Raw genomic sequence first — 18,593 nt, forward strand, 5'->3', positions numbered from 1 at the left:
GTGAAGATTGGATAACAGTTATTCTAAATCTTCTAAAATTGAATCTAGTTCATCTTCAGACAAATCAACTAAATGAAAGTCAGTAGCACTATAAAATGAGGAATTGCTTGATGTTGAATCTGTTAAGTATAAACGGAGGTTGTTAAGATAACTTTCTGCAAGGTTATCGATAGTCTGTCGATGATGAACGTGCTGGCTGTAAGACCAGTCTACTTGCAAGCATTCATTTTGGATACGAGCATTAATTGCTAATAGGTGGGGACGTTCTTGTTCAGCAAATAATCCTGTTCCTGTGGGAGCATTGCTGATATTGAATAGGTTATTGCTTTTTGATAGGTTGTCAGTTGGCCCTAAATAATTGAAACTAATGGCAGTTGGTTGTACAGTGTCTAGAATTTCCTGTAAAGATTGATTTTGGCTGATGTAACGCAGCAACCCAAAGCTGATACCATGATGGGGAATTCCTCGTAATTGGGTTTTAATTTCTTTAAGCAACACATCCCGATCTGGATTTTTGATTGGTTGTTTCAGAATAATTGGATAGAGAGATGTAAACCAGCCAACTGTTCTGGAAAGATCCAATTCACTAGCTAGTTCTTCTCGTCCATGTCCTTCTAAATCGATCGGCCAACTATCCGATTTGTAAGTGTCAGTTAGGGTTTTTAGTAATGCAGCTAGCATGATTTCTTGCACGCCAGCATGATAGGTGGCGGTTGCTTGTTTGAGAAGAGTATTTGTTTCTTTTGGGGAAAGTTGGCAAGATATTATGGCTGTACTGTCTACTGTGTTGCTTCCAGGGATGACTGGATAATCAACAGGTAATGCGGTGACAGGAGTAGAGAGAATATTTTGCCAAAATGGAATGTCTCTGATGAATTCGTTTGAGTCAGCCAGAATTTGCAAAGATGTAGTCCACTCTCGATAAGAGGATGTTTTAGGAGGTAAGGAAATAGGCTGGTTATCTATAGCTTGTTGGTAAGCTTGGTTTAAGTCTTCCAGCAGAATCCGCCAGGATACGCCGTCTACAATTAAATGATGTCCGAAGAGAAACAGAACGTTTCCATATCCGGTGATATTTGTGGCATATAGCACTCGTAACAACGGCGGATGGTCAAGTTGGAAACTCCCGTGTTCTGCTTCCACGATCGCAGTTAAAATATTTTGCTGTATTTGGGGCGGATAGTTGCTAAAGTCTTCGAGCCGCAACGGGGGACTTTCAGCCAGCCCAGAGTAAGATTGCTCCCATCGTCCTTGATGTTCAGAGAATTTTAATCGCAAAACATCATGGTGAGCAACCAAAGCAGCTAATGCGATCGCTAATGCATCGATTTTCAATGGTTCTTTAATATTCAAAGCGATCGCTTGATTCCAATGATGCGGATGAGTCCAATTTTTAGCAAAAAACCAATGCTGGATGGGTGACAGGGAAACATTACCAGTTAATGGCTCATCAGGGCGGCGCGACTCACCTAGCGCTAATGGTTTGGCTCTCGCCGCTAGTCTGGACAGGGTTTGAGCTTCAAATATGTCTTTGGGGCTAATTTCCCAGCCAGCAGCACGGGTGCGAGAAACGATTTGCAAGCTCACGATCGAGTCTCCCCCCAACTCGAAGAAATTATCATCGGGATTGACGGTTTCTAGCCCCAACACTTCTGCCCAGATTTGGGCTAATATCTCCTCTGTTTGAGTTTTTGGTATGGTTGGGGTTATTGGTATTTCGGGTGCGGGAAGGGCTTGACGATCGATCTTGCCGTTGGGGGTGAGGGGCCATTGTGTGACTAACACCACTGCACTGGGAATCATATAAGCTGGTAAAACCTCTGCTAAATAATCCCGTAATTTGTTGGTGGTAGGTAGGTTTTCCTTGGGTGTGAGAGCATAAGCTACTATCCGCTTGCGTCCTGGCATATCTTGGCGCAGGATTACCACTGCACTGTCTACCGTGGCGTATCTGGTTAAAGCAGCTTCAATTTCCCCTAATTCAATCCGATAACCGTTAAATTTTACCTGAGCATCTTGCCGACCCATAAACCGGATGTTTCCTTGCAAGTCGTAAACGCCGCGATCGCCTGTTTTGTAAAGTCTAGCTCCCGGTGTTTTAGCTAAGGGATGGGGTATAAATGCCTCTGCTGTTAAGCTGGGGCGATGTAAGTAACCTTGTGCTAAACTGATTCCCCCAATATAGATTTCCCCAGTTACACCCAAAGCCACTGGTTCTAAAAAGGAGTCCAGGAGGTAAATTTCGACATTAGCGATCGCTTTCCCAATGCTGGGTTCGCCGAGTAAATGGGAACAATTCATCAAGCTGGCGCAGACTGTTGCTTCTGTGGGGCCATAGGCGTTAAAACAGGCACGTTTCTCTCCACCCCAGCGCCGGAGTAAATCACCAGAAGCCGCTTCTCCAGCCACAATCAGGGTTTGCAATTGCGGTAAACTTGTAGGTTCAATGGCGGCTAGCAGCGACGGGGGAAGGGTGACATGAGTAATTTGCCAATTGGTTAATGCTTCCCAAAGAGCAGAACTAGGAGAACGATTTGCCTTTTCTTGCAGATATAGAGTTGCGCCGCTACCCAACGCCATAAAAATCTCAGAAATTGCAGCATCAAAATTCAGAGAAGCAAATTGATAAATGCGACTCTCGGCTGTGACACCAAAACTCGCAGTTTGATTGCATACCAGATTTTGAATACCTGCATGAGACACTAAAACGCCTTTCGGTTTACCTGTAGAACCAGAGGTGTAAATAATGTAGGCGAGATTCTCTGCCCTAACTTTTAAATTAGGACGATTAGGAGCGTGAGGTATTGAAATTCCCCCCCGATCTCCAATAATTATCACTTTAATATCACCTGGAAATAACCCTGGTGGCGGGGCTTCTTTTGTGAGAATCAGATGAGTTTGGCTATCTTCTACAATGAATTGCAGACGCGTTTCGGGATAGCTGCGATCCAGGGGGAGAAATGCCGCCCCCGCTTTCAATACGGCCAGCAGGGCAATAATAAAGTCTAGATCGGGGTAAAAATATAAACCTACAATTGATTCATAGCCAATGCCAATTGATATTAAGGTTGCGGCTAATTGATTGGCACGTTTTTCTAATTCACCATAGGTAATTGCATCATCGCCACAAACTAAGGCCACAGAATTAGGATGTAAATCTGCCGAGTCTTCAAATAACTGATGAGCCGTGCGGAAATCTCCCCAAATAATAGCATTAGTATTTCCTTCATTGCTCATCTGCTCTTGTGCTGATACCTGGATTTTTCCCAACACAAAATCCGGGTTTTCAGCCAGATTGACCATAATATTTCGCAGTCGTGACAGGAGAACTTCTGCGGCTGTTGCAGACAGGAATTTTGTTTGGTAATTCAGCTTTAACAGCAATCCATTATCTGGAATTACACCGACTGTCAAGGGGTAATTAGTTCGTTCATAAAACTGGATATTATCAACTCGAAAATGCTGCCCCTGCTCTTTTAAACTTTGGTCAACTGGATAATTTTCAAAGACTAAAATACTCTCAAATAATGATTCTCCCGCTGCCAAGGGAATTTCCTTTTGAATATCCGTCAGTTTGCTATATTCGTATTCTCGCATCTGTACATGATGCTGTTGAATGTTTTCTAGCCAAGCGGCGACGGTTACTGTTGGATTGAGGCGAACTCGCATCGGTAGGGTGTTGATAAATAACCCTACCATATTTTCAATTTCTGCAAGTTCCGGCGGTCGTCCAGAAACGGTAACACCGAATAGTACATCTTCTCCCGCACCATGTTTTTGCAAACAAAGTCCCCAAGCACCTTGAGCTAGAGTATTCAGCGTTAGTCGATGCTTTTGCACCATCTTTTGTAATTTGGCAAATTCTGCTTGACTTAGGCGTAATTCTACTTCCGCATAAGCAGTTAAATTAGTTACTAATTCCTCTTCTGGTAGTTGCCAAGATAGGCGAGTAGATGTGGTGATACCATCCAGAGTTTCCTGCCAAAATTGCTTGGCTTCTTCACGATTTCTAGTTGCTAGCCACTGAATATAATTGCGATAAGGTGGAACGGGAGGTAGGGAATGGGGAACTCGTTGACAGGTTGATTGATAAATAGCGAGAACTTCTTTAAATATTAATGGTAATGACCAGCCATCAAGGATGATATGGTGATGACTCCAAACCCATTGCCAGGTAAAATTATCTAACTGAACGACGCTAAACCGCATCAATGGGCATCTATCCAATAAAAATCCATTTTGACGGTCTTCTATCAGATATTGCTGAAGTTTATCCTCTTGCTGTGCAGGTGAGAAATCGCGCCAGTCTTGTTGTAAAATAGACAATTGGATAGATTTACTAACAATTTGCAGAGACGAATCTTGATTGTCCCAAACAAAGGCGCTACGTAAAATTGGATGTCTATCTACGACGGCTTGCCAAGCAAAATTAAAATTGTCAACATCGAGTTTACCGATAATTTTGCCTGTTACTTGTTCAAAGTAAATTCCCTCCTCTGGGTTATATATAGTGTGAAATAGCATCCCTTCTTGCAAAGGAGATAGGGGATAAATATCTTCTAACTTGGAATATTTTTCTTGCAGAATGTCTATATAAGATTGGGGAATTCTAACTAAAGCGAAATCTGAAGGTGTATATCCACCTATACCTATATTTGTACAATGTTTGAGGATATCTAGCAGATTTTGTTGAAACTCACCAGCCCATTTAACAATTGTTTCTTGGTTATGCAAGCTGGAACTATACAACCAATCAACGCGCAATTCCCCTTCAACGACAATACTGTTAATATCAATGATGTGGGGGCGCAAACCTTCAGGATTTCGTGTTACTTCTATCTCTTCATTCAGTAACTGGAATAACTTATTTTTGCCACTTTCGCTTCGCACTTGACCAAGATAATTAAAGCTAATGGGTGCTGGAAAAGCTTCAGCAAAACTATTAGCTGTTTCGTTATTGAGATATCTTAAAAGACCATAACCAAACCCTCGCTGGGGAATGGAACGCAGTTGTTCTTTGACAGTTTTAATTATATCTGCGTCTAGACTACTAGCTGGCAATTCTAAACGCAGAGGATAAAGAGTCGTAAACCAGCCAAGGGTGCGAGTAATATCTAAATCTGAGGATAATTCTTCTCTACCATGCCCTTCCATGAGAATTTGCAATGTTTGCTTTTGGGTAATATTCCTCAAAGTTTTACCTAAAGCGGCGATTAATAATTCTTGGGGTTGGGTGCGGTAAGCTTTATTGGCTTTAGTAAGAAATATCTGAGTTTGTTCTTTGGTTAATTTCCAGGAAACTGTTTTAACAGATGACTCTTGGTTGTCTGTTAAAGAGTTGGCAAAATCTAGAGGTAATTTCGCCGTTTCTCCTTTAATAGTATCTAGCCAAAACTGTGTTTTTGCTTGGATATCTGTTGAGTTGGCAAAGGTGTGGAGAAATTGACTCCATTGCTGGAAAGATGTTGGAGGTGATGAAATTTGGCTACCACTAATTGCTTCTACTAAATCCTGAAGTAAAATCCGCCAAGAAACGCCATCAACAATCAAGTGATGAATAACTATTAAGAGCCGAGATAGGCGATTTTCTCCCAGATTAAACCAAACAGCACGAGCCAGGGGGCCGTTAGTCAAATCAAGCGATCGCTGTACTCGTTCCCCAACTTCCCGCATGGTAGCATTTTGTTCAGACTCTGTTTCGAGAGCTAAATCAACTATTTCCCAAGAAAAGGCGGCTTCGTTTTCTGTATAAAACTGTCGCCAAACTCCTTTGTCTTCTTGAAATCTTAATCTCAAACTATCGTGATGTGAGGAAATAACTTGAATCGCGGCTGCAACTGTTGGCGCTTCTAGGGATTGATGGACTTCCAAAAGTATGGCTTGATTCCAATGGTGAGGATTGGGAAGATTGAGGTTAAAAAACCATTTTTGAATGGGACTGAGGGGAACTTCACCTGCAACTATAGTAGTAGGTAATGCTGGCGATACCTGCGGCGGGCGTTCGCCTAGCGTCTCGGAGAGAAGCCATCGCATCATTTGCGCTACAATAGCCAACCGTTGGACTGTTTGTTCCTGAAATATTTCTTTTGGCGTTAATATCCACCCTTGGCGACGCATTTCGGTGACGACTCGCAACGCCAAGATGGAATCACCACCTAAATCGAAGAAATTATCCTCAATCCCTATAGAATCCAAACCTAAAACTTGCTCCCAAACGCGACAAATTACCTTTTGAGCATCAGTTTGTGGTGGTATTAAACTGCGTCTAGCAGTAGCTTGATTCCAATCTGGTGCAGGTAAAGCTTTGCGGTTAATCTTCCCTTGGGCAGTCAAAGGCATAGCATCCAACAATATAAAGACCGCCGGAATCATATAATCGGGTAAACGCTCTTTTAGGGCTGTCCGCAACTGATTTTGATCGATTTGACCATTCGGTACAACATAAGCTACCAAACGCCGATCTTTTTCAGCTTCTGAGTGGACAATAACTACCGCTTCTGTTACTTGTGGGAGTACGGCTAAAGCAGCTTCAACTTCCCCTAATTCAATGCGAAAACCGCGTACTTTCACTTGCAAATCGCAGCGTCCCAGATATTCAATATCGCCATTGGGCAACCGTCGGGCTAAATCCCCTGTACGATACAATCTAGCTCCCGGTTGTTGGCTGTATAAATCGGGAATAAACCTTTCTGCTGTCAATGTTGTGCGGTTGAGATATCCTCTAGAGACACCCATACCACCCACATAGATTTCTCCTGGGACACCAAACGGTGAGGGTTCTAGGGCATCATCTAGTATATAGAGAGATAAGTCTGGGATGGGTACACCAATGACGTTACCGCGATTTTGTAAAATATCCTCTTCTAGAATGGGACGATAAGTAACGTGAACGGTGGTTTCTGTAATCCCATACATATTGATTAAACGCGGATAGCCATCGCCATAGCGTTCTATCCACGGTTTGAGGCTTTGTAATTCTAATGCTTCCCCACCAAAAATAATTACTCGTAAAGCGAGTTTATCTGCAAATTCTCTATCAGCTCGAATAAGTTGGCGAAAGGCGGAAGGAGTTTGATTGAGGATAGTAACGCCTTCTTGTTGTAAAAGGGTGCGAAAGGCTTCGGGAGAACGACTTTCTAAATAAGGAACTACAACTAGTTTGCCACCATATACCAAGGCTCCCCAAATTTCCCAAACGGAAAAGTCAAAAGCGAAGGAGTGAAATAGTGTCCACACATCATTTTCATTAAAGTCAAACCACGCTGCTGTATTTTGCATGAGTCTGACAACGTTGTTGTGAGTTACTACACAACCTTTTGGCTCTCCTGTGGAACCGCTGGTATAAATAATGTAGGCTGCTTGATTAGGGAGAATTTGGGAAGTAAAGTTTAGGTTTGGGGAGAATTCTATCTTGTCAATCACCAATAATTCAGTTACTACCGCCGGAATTGCAGATATCAAAGCCTCTGCTGTCAACAACAAAATAATACCACTATCTTCCGCAATAAAACGTAGGCGATCGCTCGGATATTGAGGGTCTAGCGGTACATAAGTACCACCTGCTTTGAGGACTGCAAGTAAGGAAATTACTAACTCTGCACTCCGTTCTAGAAAAATGCCTACCCGTGTTTCGGTAGTTACTCCTTTTTGTTGTAAAACAGCAGCTAGTTGGTTGGAGCGTTGGTCTAATTCTTGATAAGTTAATTTTTTGTCTAATGTAATCAGAGCAATTCTATCGCCATGAGTGCGGGCGCTTTTAATAAAAAGTTCAACTAAATTTGTTGGCTCGAATTTTGTATATTCTGATGTCGAACCTAAGGCTAAAAGTTCCTGTCGTTCGCTGGTTGTTAACAGAGGTAAAGCATTAATGCTAAGATCGGGGGCACTAACAGCAGCGATTAATATTTGTTGATAATGAGTTAGTATCCGCTGGGCTGTTTCCAGTGTAAACAAGTCGGTATTATATTCTAGTGCTACTAGCCATCCCTCAGCAGCAGGTTCTAACATCAAACTGAGGTCGAATTTCGCACCACCATTATCTATATAGATGGGTGTAACGATGATTCCTGGTAGCTGAATTTCGCCGATGGGTGCATTTTGCAAGGTGAAAAGGGTTTGAAAAATGGGTGAACGACTAGGATCGCGCTTAATTTTCAGTTTCTCTACCAGGAGTTCTAAGGGGACATCTTGATGAGCGTAAGCTTCAATGCAGGTTTGGGATATTCGGCGCAGAAGTTGGCAAAACGAAGGTTGTCCAGAAAGATCGCCGCGTAGAGGTAAAGTATTAACAAAACAACCAATGAGGCAATCAATTTCACTACGTTTGCGATTAGCGATCGCAGTACCGACTATAATATCGGTTTGACCAGAATAACGAAATAGTAAAACTTGATAAACTGCCAATGCCACCATAAAAAAGGTAGCGCCTTCTGATTTTGCTAATGCCTCTACAGAGGCAGTGAGAAATGCTGACAGAGGTTCACGCAACACTGCGCCATTAAAAGTTTGTGATGCTGGACGTAATTTGTCTAAAGGTAAATCAAGCACCGATAGAGGTGATTTTAGTGCTTGTTCCCAGTAAGCTAATTGTTGTTGAATTGACTCTGCTTGCAGCCAATTTTGTTGCCATTCAGCATAATCGCCGTATTGAATTGGTAATGCTGGTAAAGAAACTTGTGAACCTTGAACAGCTGCACTATAAAATTCGGTCAGTTCCTTAACAAATATTCCTAAAGACCAGCCATCACTGATAATATGATGCAGATTCACCAAGAGAATATATTCTTGTGCTGATATTTGATACAAAATCGCTCTCATCAATGGCCCTTTGACGAGATTGAAGGGGCGACGAGATTCTGTTTCTAAGATGATTTTGAAGTTGTCTGCTTGTTTGTCTAAAAATGATTCTATTATTTTATATTCGAGATAAAATTCCTGTTCTGGATGAATTAATTGAACAGGTTCCCCATTTTCTAAAGCAAACGTTGTTCGGAGAATTTCATGGCGGTTGATAATCTCTCGGAAAGAATCTTCCAGCGCTACTCGCTCAAGATTACCCAGTAAACGCAAGGCGATCGGAATATTATATGCAATGTTATCAGAAGAAACTATTTCCTGATACCAAAGTTGCCTTTGAGAGAGAGATAGAGGCAATACATAAACTTCCATAAATCAAATTCGTTTGTGAAGAACAGAACTGATATTAATAATTAACGGAGGTTTCAGTTTGGGATAAAATCTTTAACCAATACTCTTCATCAACAGTTTGGTTAAGTTCCAATGGCTCGGTTAAAGTTGACTCTGGACGATTAAAGTCAATAAGCAAGACAATTCTAGTTTTGTCAGATTTATTCCAAGCTTCATGCTCAAATGTATCGTCAAAAAGTAAACACTTACCTTCTTGCCAACTTCTAGTTTCACTGTCTACCCGAATCGCACATTCATCGGGCACAACTAAGCCCAAGTGACAGCGCAAAACGGCTTTAGTTGCGCCAAAATGTGGGCCGATATAAGTTCCTGGAGCTAAAGAAGAAAACCCCGCCGTTGTCATCCCTGGTATCATCTCAACCAACTTAGTTGTCTCAGGGCACAATCGGCAATTTTCCTCAATTCTATTGCTAAAAGCATATAGTCCAAAAACTTCCCATCCTTGGTTATAAATATTTTTTTCTGGCCAATCAATAAAGTTTTTTGGCTGGAGCTGCTCTAATTCTTTTCGGATTAGTAGCCAGTTGGCTTCTAAAAATGTGATAAATGCAAACTGATTTGATTCAAAAAACATTTTGCAGTATCTTGTTCCTTGATTTTGTTTGTTTATATTTTTATAGACTTTTTGGAAAAATGCTCAAAAAGCTGGAATGTTTATGTAGAGCCTGAGTTGAACCCAGATTGGTGCAAAATGTTAAATTATCTTGCGATTTTCTTTGTTAACTTATATCTGGCTCCGAATACCATTTTTGATTTTTGGACTTTTGCAAGACGTCTAATGACATTTCAGTTGCTCATCATACCATGTTCTGTAAAATACTATGCAGTTAAAAAATGTTAAAGCAATAGTGACCGGGGCTGCCAGTGGAATCGGACGTTGCATCACTTTAGAGTTGGCTCGTGCTGGTGCTCAAGTGGTTGGCGGAGATTTGGATGTTGATGGGCTGAAAGCCTTGGAGGCAGAGGGTATTGGTTTACCAGGAAATATCTCCGGTTTACAGCTTGATGTAGCGAATGAATCAATTGTTAAAGAATTTGTTCTCCTCGCTTTTGAAAAGATTGGACATGTTAATACCTTGGTTAACAATGCGGGTATCCTCCGTGATGGATTACTAGTTACACGTGACGAAGAGGGTTGGTTACGTAAGCTGCCGACGGCACAATGGAAGCGGGTAATTGATGTGAATTTGACCGGTGCTTTTTTCATGTCGCGGGAATTTGCATCTGTAGCGATTGAGAAGAATATTTCCCCAGCTTTAATAGTAAATATCTCTTCTGTAACCAGGTCAGGCAATCCTGGTCAGTCAAATTATAGTGCTTCCAAGGCGGGACTAGATGCAGACACACGTACATGGGCTTTAGAATTAGCATCCTTCGGATTTAGGGTGGCTGGCATAGCACCTGGATTGACGAATACCCCAATCCTCAGTCGGGTATCTCCAGAAGCCTTGGCAAAGATGACTGCCAAAATACCTATGGGGCGCATAGCTGAACCTTACGAAATCTGGCAGGCCATGCGTTTTATTATTGAATGTGATTACTTTACTGGTAGCGTCATAGAAGTGGATGGCGGTGCCCGATTTTAACCTCCTCCCCCTGTATTTGATTATCTGAAGTACCAGCCGATCGCCGCGGCGATCGCCAACAAACTCCCATTCAGGCTCAACACCCACTCGACGCTGGTTAATTCTGCGATTACACCCGCAATCAGTAACCCGAAAATTCCTGCGGTAAAAGCGATCGCGCTGTGTGATGTAAAAACCTGTCCAGCTATTCGACTGGGTGTCACTTCTTGCAAAATCGTCTGTTCTAGAGGATTTCCTGCGCCTAATAGCAAACCACCAAAACTAACCGCTAGAATCAGCGCAGTTGGAGTTTCGACGATCGTGCACAGCAGAATGGCGATCGCAGTGAGAAGTAAACCGCTGTAATAAATGGCTGAACGAGAAAATCGTTTTGTCAACCTTGCGTAGGATAAAGCACCCAGAGTTGCTGCCATACCGAATCCAGCTAAACAAAGACCCAGTAGGGCAGGATTGGCAAATTTCTGGGTGACTAACACTGGAAGCAAGAGACTGAGAAATGGCAGCAGCGCAAAATTGAGTACCATCCCGCTGAGGGTGAGCGATCTTAGTTGACGCTGCTGGAGAATGAACCGAATTCCGGCAATTGGATCGATCTTCTCATGCTTAAACTCTTGATGGCGCGAACGTGGAACTGCGATCGCAAATACTACAGCACAAACAAAGAAACTGGCTGCGTTAACGAACAATGTATTGACAGTTCCAATCCAGCTAATTAACCCTGCGCCGACGATTGGACCTAACAAATCTGCTCCATTTTCCAGACTACCGCGATACCCATTCACCTTGTCTAAGGGAATTCCCGCGAGTCTGACAAATTTTGGAACGAGGGTATGACGGGCTGAAACTGCTGTTGGATCGAATAACGCACCAACAAACACCAGCAAGAAAATAAAAATCAGGGACACTGATTTGAATTCGATAAAAATGAATGGTAATAATAAAACTGAGAGACTGCTAAAAACATCAGCTACAATGCTCACCTGCCATGCACCAAATCGATCGATCGCTTTTCCACCGATGAAGGCAGCCAACACAATCGGAATGATACTTCCTGCTCCAGCGATGCCAGTAGCGATCGTCGAGTGCGTAAATTGCAGCACCAAAATGGGAATGGCGATCGCTGCAATTTGATTCCCCAGTTGTGAAAGGAATTCAGCACTGATGAGACAAATGAGGGGAAGTGCCCTTGGCGATATCTGCAAAGCAGCACAGACTTTTGCAATCATGAATAAGGTAGTGTTTTATCCAGTGGATGATAAATCAAAACAATCACGCCCGAACTAAAATTTCAAGTTGAACGATCTATCCCGATCTAGAGCGATTCTGGAGAAGACTCATTATATCCAACGTTTTCAGGTTGCCAATCGGCTCGATGATATGCAGCTTATTGCCAGAAAGCGATCGGAATTGTATTAAGCTGATAGTCTCTGCAAAGTAGAAAAGTAAGACGGATCGCCCGTCTTAAAGAGTCCATACCAGGCTTCTAGAATTTGAGCATCGTAAAGATCGAGCTTTTTGAAGATCGCCATAAAGATTGTAAAAAATTGACCCGATCTCTAGTATGCTCTTCTCGAAAAGCCACTACTCAGATAGGCGTTAGGCATTGTCATTGCCGCTATTAACTGCTATGTCGAAATGCAACACGTCTTCGCGATCGCCTAGCTTTGTATAAAGTTTAATGGCTGGATCGTCACCGATATCCGCCTGGACGAAAATGACATAAGCTCCACATGCTGCTGCTACTTCCTTCAGTTTCTGAATTAATGCCGTTGCGATCCCCTGCCGTCGGTGTGCGGCGGCAACAGCTAGATCGTAGATGTAAATCTCGCTGCGCTCCTGCTCGAACTTTTTAAGCTCGTAGGCAGTGAGACCGCCAACGACCTCACCTTCTTTCAATGCGGCGATCGCAATGAAGTAGTCACTATCGAGCAGTTGCCGCAGGTAGTCTGCACTAGGCGGATTTCCATAGGTCTCCACTTCATCGAACGCCTCACCAAAGGTCGCTAATAGAGCTTCCATTAATGCAACGTCCTCCGGCACAATCTGTTGAATGCTTAAGTTCATTGGTATTTCCTAAGCTACATTCCTGTTGAGCGGCTAAATCCTGCTCGTTCATACAATATCAGACGAAAGGGCTAAACCCAAAAATCAGTTGATTCTCGTTTGCTGTTATGGCTGTATGCATTTGTACATCCCAAAACAGGAGAAACTTATTGGTGGATTCTGCCTTATGTGAATACTGAACTGTTTAATCGGGTTTTAGCAGACTTTGCTCGTGAATTGGAGTTAGGTGCTAATAAACACATTCTTTTAGCTCTTGACCGAGCTGGGTGGCAAAGATTATTTCATCCCTGACTTTAAATATTGATTATTACAATATTCTTTCGTAGCTGTGACAGAAACAACCTCTACTTCTATCGGTTTTTCTTTAGTTCCGTCGATCAGAAACTCACTAGCTCCCTCACGAGGTTTTTTCGGATTTCCCCAATCATAGGTGTAACCTAAGCCTGTCCAAGGATAATGTTCTTGACTACCAACTGCATAAGAAGTTTTGTATATATCTTGCAAAATCGGATAACTAGCAGTAATCGGTATACGTAAAACATTACAACTAGAATCATTAATTTCTGGATCGACACATGGTCTACTTAAATCTTCGGCTTTCACCCACATTTCTACAAAATGCGTCTTATTTGAGTTTCTATTTAAAATTAAACCTAAATACTGCTGTAACCTCAGAGAAAGCATGATATCACCGGGAATATTTATGCCGTTCCCCTTACAATTTTGACAAAATTCTTTAACTTGAGGAACGGCTGTTAACCAAGTCCGTGCTTCTATACTTTTTTTTGTACCTACTTTCCAATCCTCACTTGGGTTTTTTACATATTTCCAATTCGCCATCAGATATTCAATTTTGCCGTTATTCTCTCTCCATTTTATTTGCTCATTACTTTTTGACAATGACCAAAGATTTTTTACCACTTTCTCTTCACTCGGTCTTTTTGCATCCTCAATCGCTACATCTAACTGCCTTTTTAAAGCGTTATAACTTTCCGGTTTATTTTTATCCAGATACTCATTGACATTGGGGTTGATTTCTGATTGTGTTAATAAATCTTTTCTTAGGTTTGACCTACTCTGTATGGGAATTTCTGTAGCTAGCAAACTGGAATATCCTACTGCCAAAAATGCACCTGTCAAGCTGAAAAATACTTGATTTTTCAATTTTTTCATCAAAATAATCCTGTTGATTGACAACAATCGGGTAAATGTCGTATCCCATGTAAATATGGGTTCAATTCACATAAAAAATTATTTGTCGGCGTTAACACATTAGTGTCGCTGTCTTGATGCAAGAAAGCTAAATTAGCCTAGATCAAGGGTTAGCCCATTATACGCATATAGATAAGTCTTTTTTGTCTGCCGTTATTATTCCCTCATATTGGCTAGAATATACCTAATTGTATTTGACAGATTCCACAGCGATGGCTGCTAGTGTGTATACAAGTCGCTGATAACGATCGTTAGGCATCTATTCTTAAGTGGCAGATGTGCTTATGACGAATCAATTTGAGCAGAACAAAAAGGCCGTCACTGCTTTCTACGATTTAATGTTCAATCAGTGAACTATTTGAGGACTAGCCTAATGCTGCTTGGAATTGATTTAGGAACAGGCTCTGCTAAGGCATTACTCCTGGCGACAGACGGAACCGCTATAGGTGAAGGGTCAAGCTCATATCCTGTTCATGCACCTAACCCTGGATGGGCTGAGTCTGAGCCAAGGGATTGGTGGTCAGCTGTTGCTTTGGCTGTTAGGAAGGCAGTGGGAAATCACACCGATCGAGTACAAGCGATCGCACTTTCAGGGCAAATGCATGGTGTTGTCCTAGCTTCGGAGTCGGGTGAGCCACTGCGTCCTGCTATCCTCTGGGCAGATACTCGCTCTAGTGCCACGCAAAACATTTATCATTCTCTTGATGCCGCTATTTTAGAGCGATTGGGCAACCCGATTACGGCTGGAATGGCTGGCTCAACTTTGCTGTGGCTACGAGAACACGAGCCTACTGTCTACGCCCAAGCGCGTTGGGCACTTCAGCCAAAAGATTGGCTACGGTTACGGATGACTGGAGAAGTTGCAACCGAACCATCTGACGCTAGCGGTACTTTGCTTTACGATGTTGTGTCGGACAACTGGGCATGGGATGCAATCTCAGCCCTGAATCTGCGTTGTGATTGGTTACCAAAAATTATCCCCTCAAGTGCGATCGCAGGTTACTTAACGGCTAGTGCTTCAGAGCATCTTGGCTTAAAAGTTGGCTTAAGAGCGATCGCTGGTGCTGCGGATACAGCAGCGGCGGCACTTGGTAACGGACTACTAGAGCCTGGTTTGGTTCAACTAACCATAGGCACAGGCGCTCAAATCATTACACCTCGCTCCCAACCAATTCTCGATCCTCATCGTCGCACACATCTATATCGAGCCGCCGTACCTAACCAGTGGTACACCCTTGCAGCAATGCAAAATGCGGGGTTAGCGCTTGAGTGGGTACGAGGTATCCTCGGTTTGAGCTGGGAGCAAGTCTATACTAAAGCGTTTTCTGTTCCGCCAGGATGTGAAGGGTTGACATTTTTGCCATACCTCACAGGTGAGCGAACTCCACACCTTGACCCTTATGTACGTGGGGCATGGGTGGGGCTTGGACTTAATCACACACAGGCGCACCTGATGCGGGCAGCTTTAGAGGGAGTTGCTTTTGCTTTACGACAAGGTTTTGAGGCACTTGAGGCAACAGCTTTTAAAGCGACAGAACTGCGTTTAGCAGGCGGTGGAACTGTAGAAATGCCTTGGAAACAATTACTAACTAATGTATTGAGAATACCCCTCTATGCAACTACTGTTGCTGCTGCTTCGGCGCGTGGTGCTGCTCTACTGGCGGGTATCGGAATTGGCGTATATACAGATGCTAATGACACAAGCAAATTGGCAGCCACACCAACGCTTGTTGCAACTCCTCAAGCAGTTGATTCTGCCCTAGAAGAGGCTTGGATACGTTATCAATCCCTTTATCCACGACTTCAAAAAATCTGATAAGTTCTGAGATGAGTTTTATGAGTTTCAGAGACGAATGGCACTAAGATAAGCCCAAAGCTCCTGTGTTGCCTACTTCCTAGCCTCCAGCCAGGGCAAGGGCTGTGTCTTAACTTAGTGCCATTCAACTCAGACACGAATGGCACTAAGAAAAGCTGAAAGCTTGTCAGGGCAGGGTGTAGGGTGTAGGAAAAAAATCAAGAAAAGTAAATATGAGTGCGAACATAATACCAATTCTTTCTGAAGCTGCATAGAATTCGATCCCCCCTAGCCCACGCCAGTCGCTCCACTTGGGGAGACCCCAAGACCGCGCTGGCTCCCCTTAAAAAGGGGGGAATTCAAAGTCCCCCAATTTATCGGGGGATTTAGGGGGATCAAGATATGTGCAACTTCACATTAAATTGGTATAAGTAAATTTCTTTGCTAGGCAAGGTTGGCGCGAACCTCACGAACCTGCAACCCCACAAACTACACCCAAAAGCCTTATAGATAATGGATTTGCCGTTATCTTAGTGCCATTCCTGTCAAAACCAATGCTAAAATTCGCACTTTAATCAGGATGCGATCGCGCGATCGCATCCTGATTAATTCTTTAAACCCACTTTAGAAAATGTTGTTGGCTAGATTCTCTTTCATCAGGAAGAGAACCTAGCTATCAATAGGTGTACTTGTAATAAAAACTGAATGGTACGAAGAAAAACTGTACGTCAGAGCAGGGAGTTGGGTGTGGTGAAAAGAAACCAAAAAAGCAAGCTTGCGATAAGGCGAAGTTTTCGCAGTGGGAGATTGCTTGTGTAGATAGGGAATGGGGAATGAGAAATTAGATGAGTGGAAAGGAAAAAATTCAAATTTATTACCAATTGCAGATTTAGTTCATGTTAAAATTACGACCAGAGAGGGTAGTTTGGGAAGTCCGCTTAAACAATACAACAATGAATTTCACCCTTTGATTAAGCCGATGGTGTAATGGCAAAAGCCTATCAACTAAGTGAATCTGTTTATATATGTTATTAACCCGTGTCTACTTTCTGAATTTGAGAACTAAATTTTTACGAAAATTTTCAAGTAGTTGATCGTGTGCGGCTAATTAGTTATGATTCCTACATCTGTACAAAAACCTGAAAACTCTTTCTCCCCCGGCTCCCAGCAATAACTGCGATCTTAATGATAAGTCTTTAACCGGACACGATATTACTTGTTTATTTAGGCACTCTTTCCAATGAAAAAATTAATTAAAGGTTTGCGGGAATTCCAAAGTAGTTATTTTTCCGCCAATGAAGAATTCTTTGAACAACTTTCTCATGGTCAAAAGCCCAGAGTACTATTCATTACTTGTTCAGATTCGCGTATCGATCCAAACCTGATTACACAAGCTGGGTTAGGTGAATTGTTTGTTATCCGCAATGCAGGCAACATTATTCCACCATTTAGTGCAACCAATGGCGGTGAGGGGGCAACAATTGAATATGCTATTCAAGCATTAGATATTCAACAAATTATTGTCTGCGGTCACTCGCATTGTGGTGCTATGAAAGGGTTAATGAAGTTAGACAGCTTGCGGATAGAAATGCCGCTTGTACATGACTGGCTCAAGTATGCAGAGGCAACCCGAAGACTGGTGAAAGACAATTATAGCCACTATGAAGGGGAAGAACTTTTAGAAATAATTATTGCTGAGAATGTACTCACCCAAATCGAAAATTTACGGACTTATCCGGTGATTCACTCTAAGCTTCACCAAGGGCAACTTAATATTTATGCTTGGATTTATCAAATCGAGACAGGAGAAATTTTGGCATACGATGCACAAAAGCAGGCCTATGTGTTGCCTCAAAATCAGTTTCTCCCATCGGAGATAGATGAGACGTTAATCAGCCCACCTTTAACTAGCAATGTGGAAATACATTTCACTAGAACTCAACAACGGGCGTTTCAATCGTCCCAGGAAGTCCCTATTTCCACAGATAAATGGTTTCCAATGACAGTGCTTTCTCCAGAGCAAATGGAGCGCATTTATCGAGGATCGGCAACAAAGTAAAAATGTAGAGTATGGAAAATATCTTGTCAGGGTAGGAGTTAGCTGATTAGAAGTAATAGATAGTGGCTTAGAGGAATCTAAACAATATTACCCCGTTAATGGAGGATAACTTCCAATTCATTTAAATATATTTGTGTTTATCAACACACAATCACCCAGAATGAATCTCAGCCTACAGGTAGAATTGAGGTAAAGTAATATACAGTTACTTAGTAACTAGAAAGAACAAATAATCGAACCACAAAAGGACAACTACTACAGCAGATGCTGCATTAATCCAGTAAACGAGATTATTGCGATCGCTCCCGCAGTTTCCGTCTAATGAATTCTTAGCGTTGCTGGGGTTTTAAATCGCAATTAAATTGTTGAATGTATAATTAACAACTTTTTTATCTTTCGGCGTTGCTGAATCAAGGGATGATTCTTGTCGGGTGGGCGACACGAGCGCCCTGAAATATAAGGGACGGGCAAGATGCCCATCCCACAAAACTAGCAAAATCATCCCGCAAATATGCAACGCCGATCTTTCTATCGGTTGATGCCCAGAAAATTTCTGAATAGTTTTCTTAAAGAAGAAAAACAACGCAAATATCAGAACATTTTACGATAAGAAGTAGGGATTTTCAGTAGAGTGGGGTAGGTTCTAGTATTTCATCCGCAAAATTTCAGG

Annotated in this window: 8 protein-coding genes and 1 pseudogene; 4 read left to right on the forward strand and 5 right to left on the reverse strand. The window is 42.4% G+C overall.

What is annotated here, in order from left to right:
- Positions 1-18: 18 nt before the first annotated feature.
- Positions 19-9,168, reverse strand: a complete 9,150-nt coding sequence (locus V7L01_RS06690; RefSeq protein WP_335033032.1) for an amino acid adenylation domain-containing protein — start codon at positions 9,166-9,168, stop codon at positions 19-21.
- Positions 9,169-9,202: 34 nt separating this feature from the next.
- The gene (locus V7L01_RS06695; protein ID WP_335033034.1) at positions 9,203-9,781 is read right to left on the reverse strand and encodes an aspartyl/asparaginyl beta-hydroxylase domain-containing protein; all 579 of its coding nucleotides are present in this window, start codon (positions 9,779-9,781) and stop codon (positions 9,203-9,205) included.
- 247 nt (positions 9,782-10,028) lie between these two features.
- On the opposite strand from V7L01_RS06695, the gene V7L01_RS06700 reads away from it, so the two are divergent.
- Positions 10,029-10,793 carry an SDR family oxidoreductase gene (locus tag V7L01_RS06700; protein WP_335033037.1) on the forward strand — a complete coding sequence of 255 codons (765 nt, stop codon included), beginning with the start codon at positions 10,029-10,031 and terminating at the stop codon, positions 10,791-10,793.
- Positions 10,794-10,813: 20 nt separating this feature from the next.
- On the opposite strand, the gene V7L01_RS06705 is transcribed toward V7L01_RS06700, so the two are convergent.
- Together V7L01_RS06705 and V7L01_RS06710 are read right to left on the reverse strand one after the other, a co-directional pair.
- Complete coding sequence (locus V7L01_RS06705) at positions 10,814-12,019, reverse strand: MFS transporter (protein ID WP_335033039.1); 1,206 nt, start codon at positions 12,017-12,019, stop codon at positions 10,814-10,816.
- Positions 12,020-12,389: 370 nt separating this feature from the next.
- Positions 12,390-12,857 (reverse strand): AAC(3)-I family aminoglycoside N-acetyltransferase, encoded by a 468-nt coding sequence (locus V7L01_RS06710; RefSeq protein ID WP_322734081.1) that lies wholly within the window; start codon positions 12,855-12,857, stop codon positions 12,390-12,392.
- 105 nt (positions 12,858-12,962) lie between these two features.
- Between V7L01_RS06710 and V7L01_RS06715 the strand changes: the two are divergent.
- A pseudogene (locus tag V7L01_RS06715) lies at positions 12,963-13,127 on the forward strand (IS630 family transposase); the annotation flags it as partial.
- 6 nt (positions 13,128-13,133) lie between these two features.
- Here V7L01_RS06715 and V7L01_RS06720 read toward each other — a convergent pair.
- Complete coding sequence (locus V7L01_RS06720) at positions 13,134-14,030, reverse strand: hypothetical protein (RefSeq protein ID WP_335033042.1); 897 nt, start codon at positions 14,028-14,030, stop codon at positions 13,134-13,136.
- A gap of 412 nt (positions 14,031-14,442) precedes the next feature.
- Between V7L01_RS06720 and xylB the strand changes: the two genes are divergently transcribed.
- Positions 14,443-15,885 (forward strand): xylulokinase, encoded by a 1,443-nt coding sequence (gene xylB, locus V7L01_RS06725; protein ID WP_335033044.1) that lies wholly within the window; start codon positions 14,443-14,445, stop codon positions 15,883-15,885.
- Positions 15,886-17,104: 1,219 nt separating this feature from the next.
- The gene (locus V7L01_RS06730) at positions 17,105-17,923 is read left to right on the forward strand and encodes a carbonic anhydrase (protein WP_335033047.1); all 819 of its coding nucleotides are present in this window, start codon (positions 17,105-17,107) and stop codon (positions 17,921-17,923) included.
- Positions 17,924-18,593 lie beyond the last annotated feature (670 nt).

Origin of the sequence: Nostoc sp. (assembly GCF_036917095.1) — a bacterium.
Lineage (GTDB): Bacteria > Cyanobacteriota > Cyanobacteriia > Cyanobacteriales > Nostocaceae > Nostoc.

What these genes read in the sequence shown, in the direction of transcription:
- V7L01_RS06690 (WP_335033032.1), bottom strand. Translation starts at nt 9,168, where the DNA reads ATGGAAGTTTATGTATTGCCTCTATCTCTCTCTCAAAGGCAACTTTGG.
- V7L01_RS06695 (WP_335033034.1), bottom strand. Translation starts at nt 9,781, where the DNA reads ATGTTTTTTGAATCAAATCAGTTTGCATTTATCACATTTTTAGAAGCC.
- V7L01_RS06700 (WP_335033037.1), top strand. Translation starts at nt 10,029, where the DNA reads ATGCAGTTAAAAAATGTTAAAGCAATAGTGACCGGGGCTGCCAGTGGA.
- V7L01_RS06705 (WP_335033039.1), bottom strand. Translation starts at nt 12,019, where the DNA reads ATGATTGCAAAAGTCTGTGCTGCTTTGCAGATATCGCCAAGGGCACTT.
- V7L01_RS06710 (WP_322734081.1), bottom strand. Translation starts at nt 12,857, where the DNA reads ATGAACTTAAGCATTCAACAGATTGTGCCGGAGGACGTTGCATTAATG.
- V7L01_RS06720 (WP_335033042.1), bottom strand. Translation starts at nt 14,030, where the DNA reads ATGAAAAAATTGAAAAATCAAGTATTTTTCAGCTTGACAGGTGCATTT.
- xylB (WP_335033044.1), top strand. Translation starts at nt 14,443, where the DNA reads ATGCTGCTTGGAATTGATTTAGGAACAGGCTCTGCTAAGGCATTACTC.
- V7L01_RS06730 (WP_335033047.1), top strand. Translation starts at nt 17,105, where the DNA reads ATGAAAAAATTAATTAAAGGTTTGCGGGAATTCCAAAGTAGTTATTTT.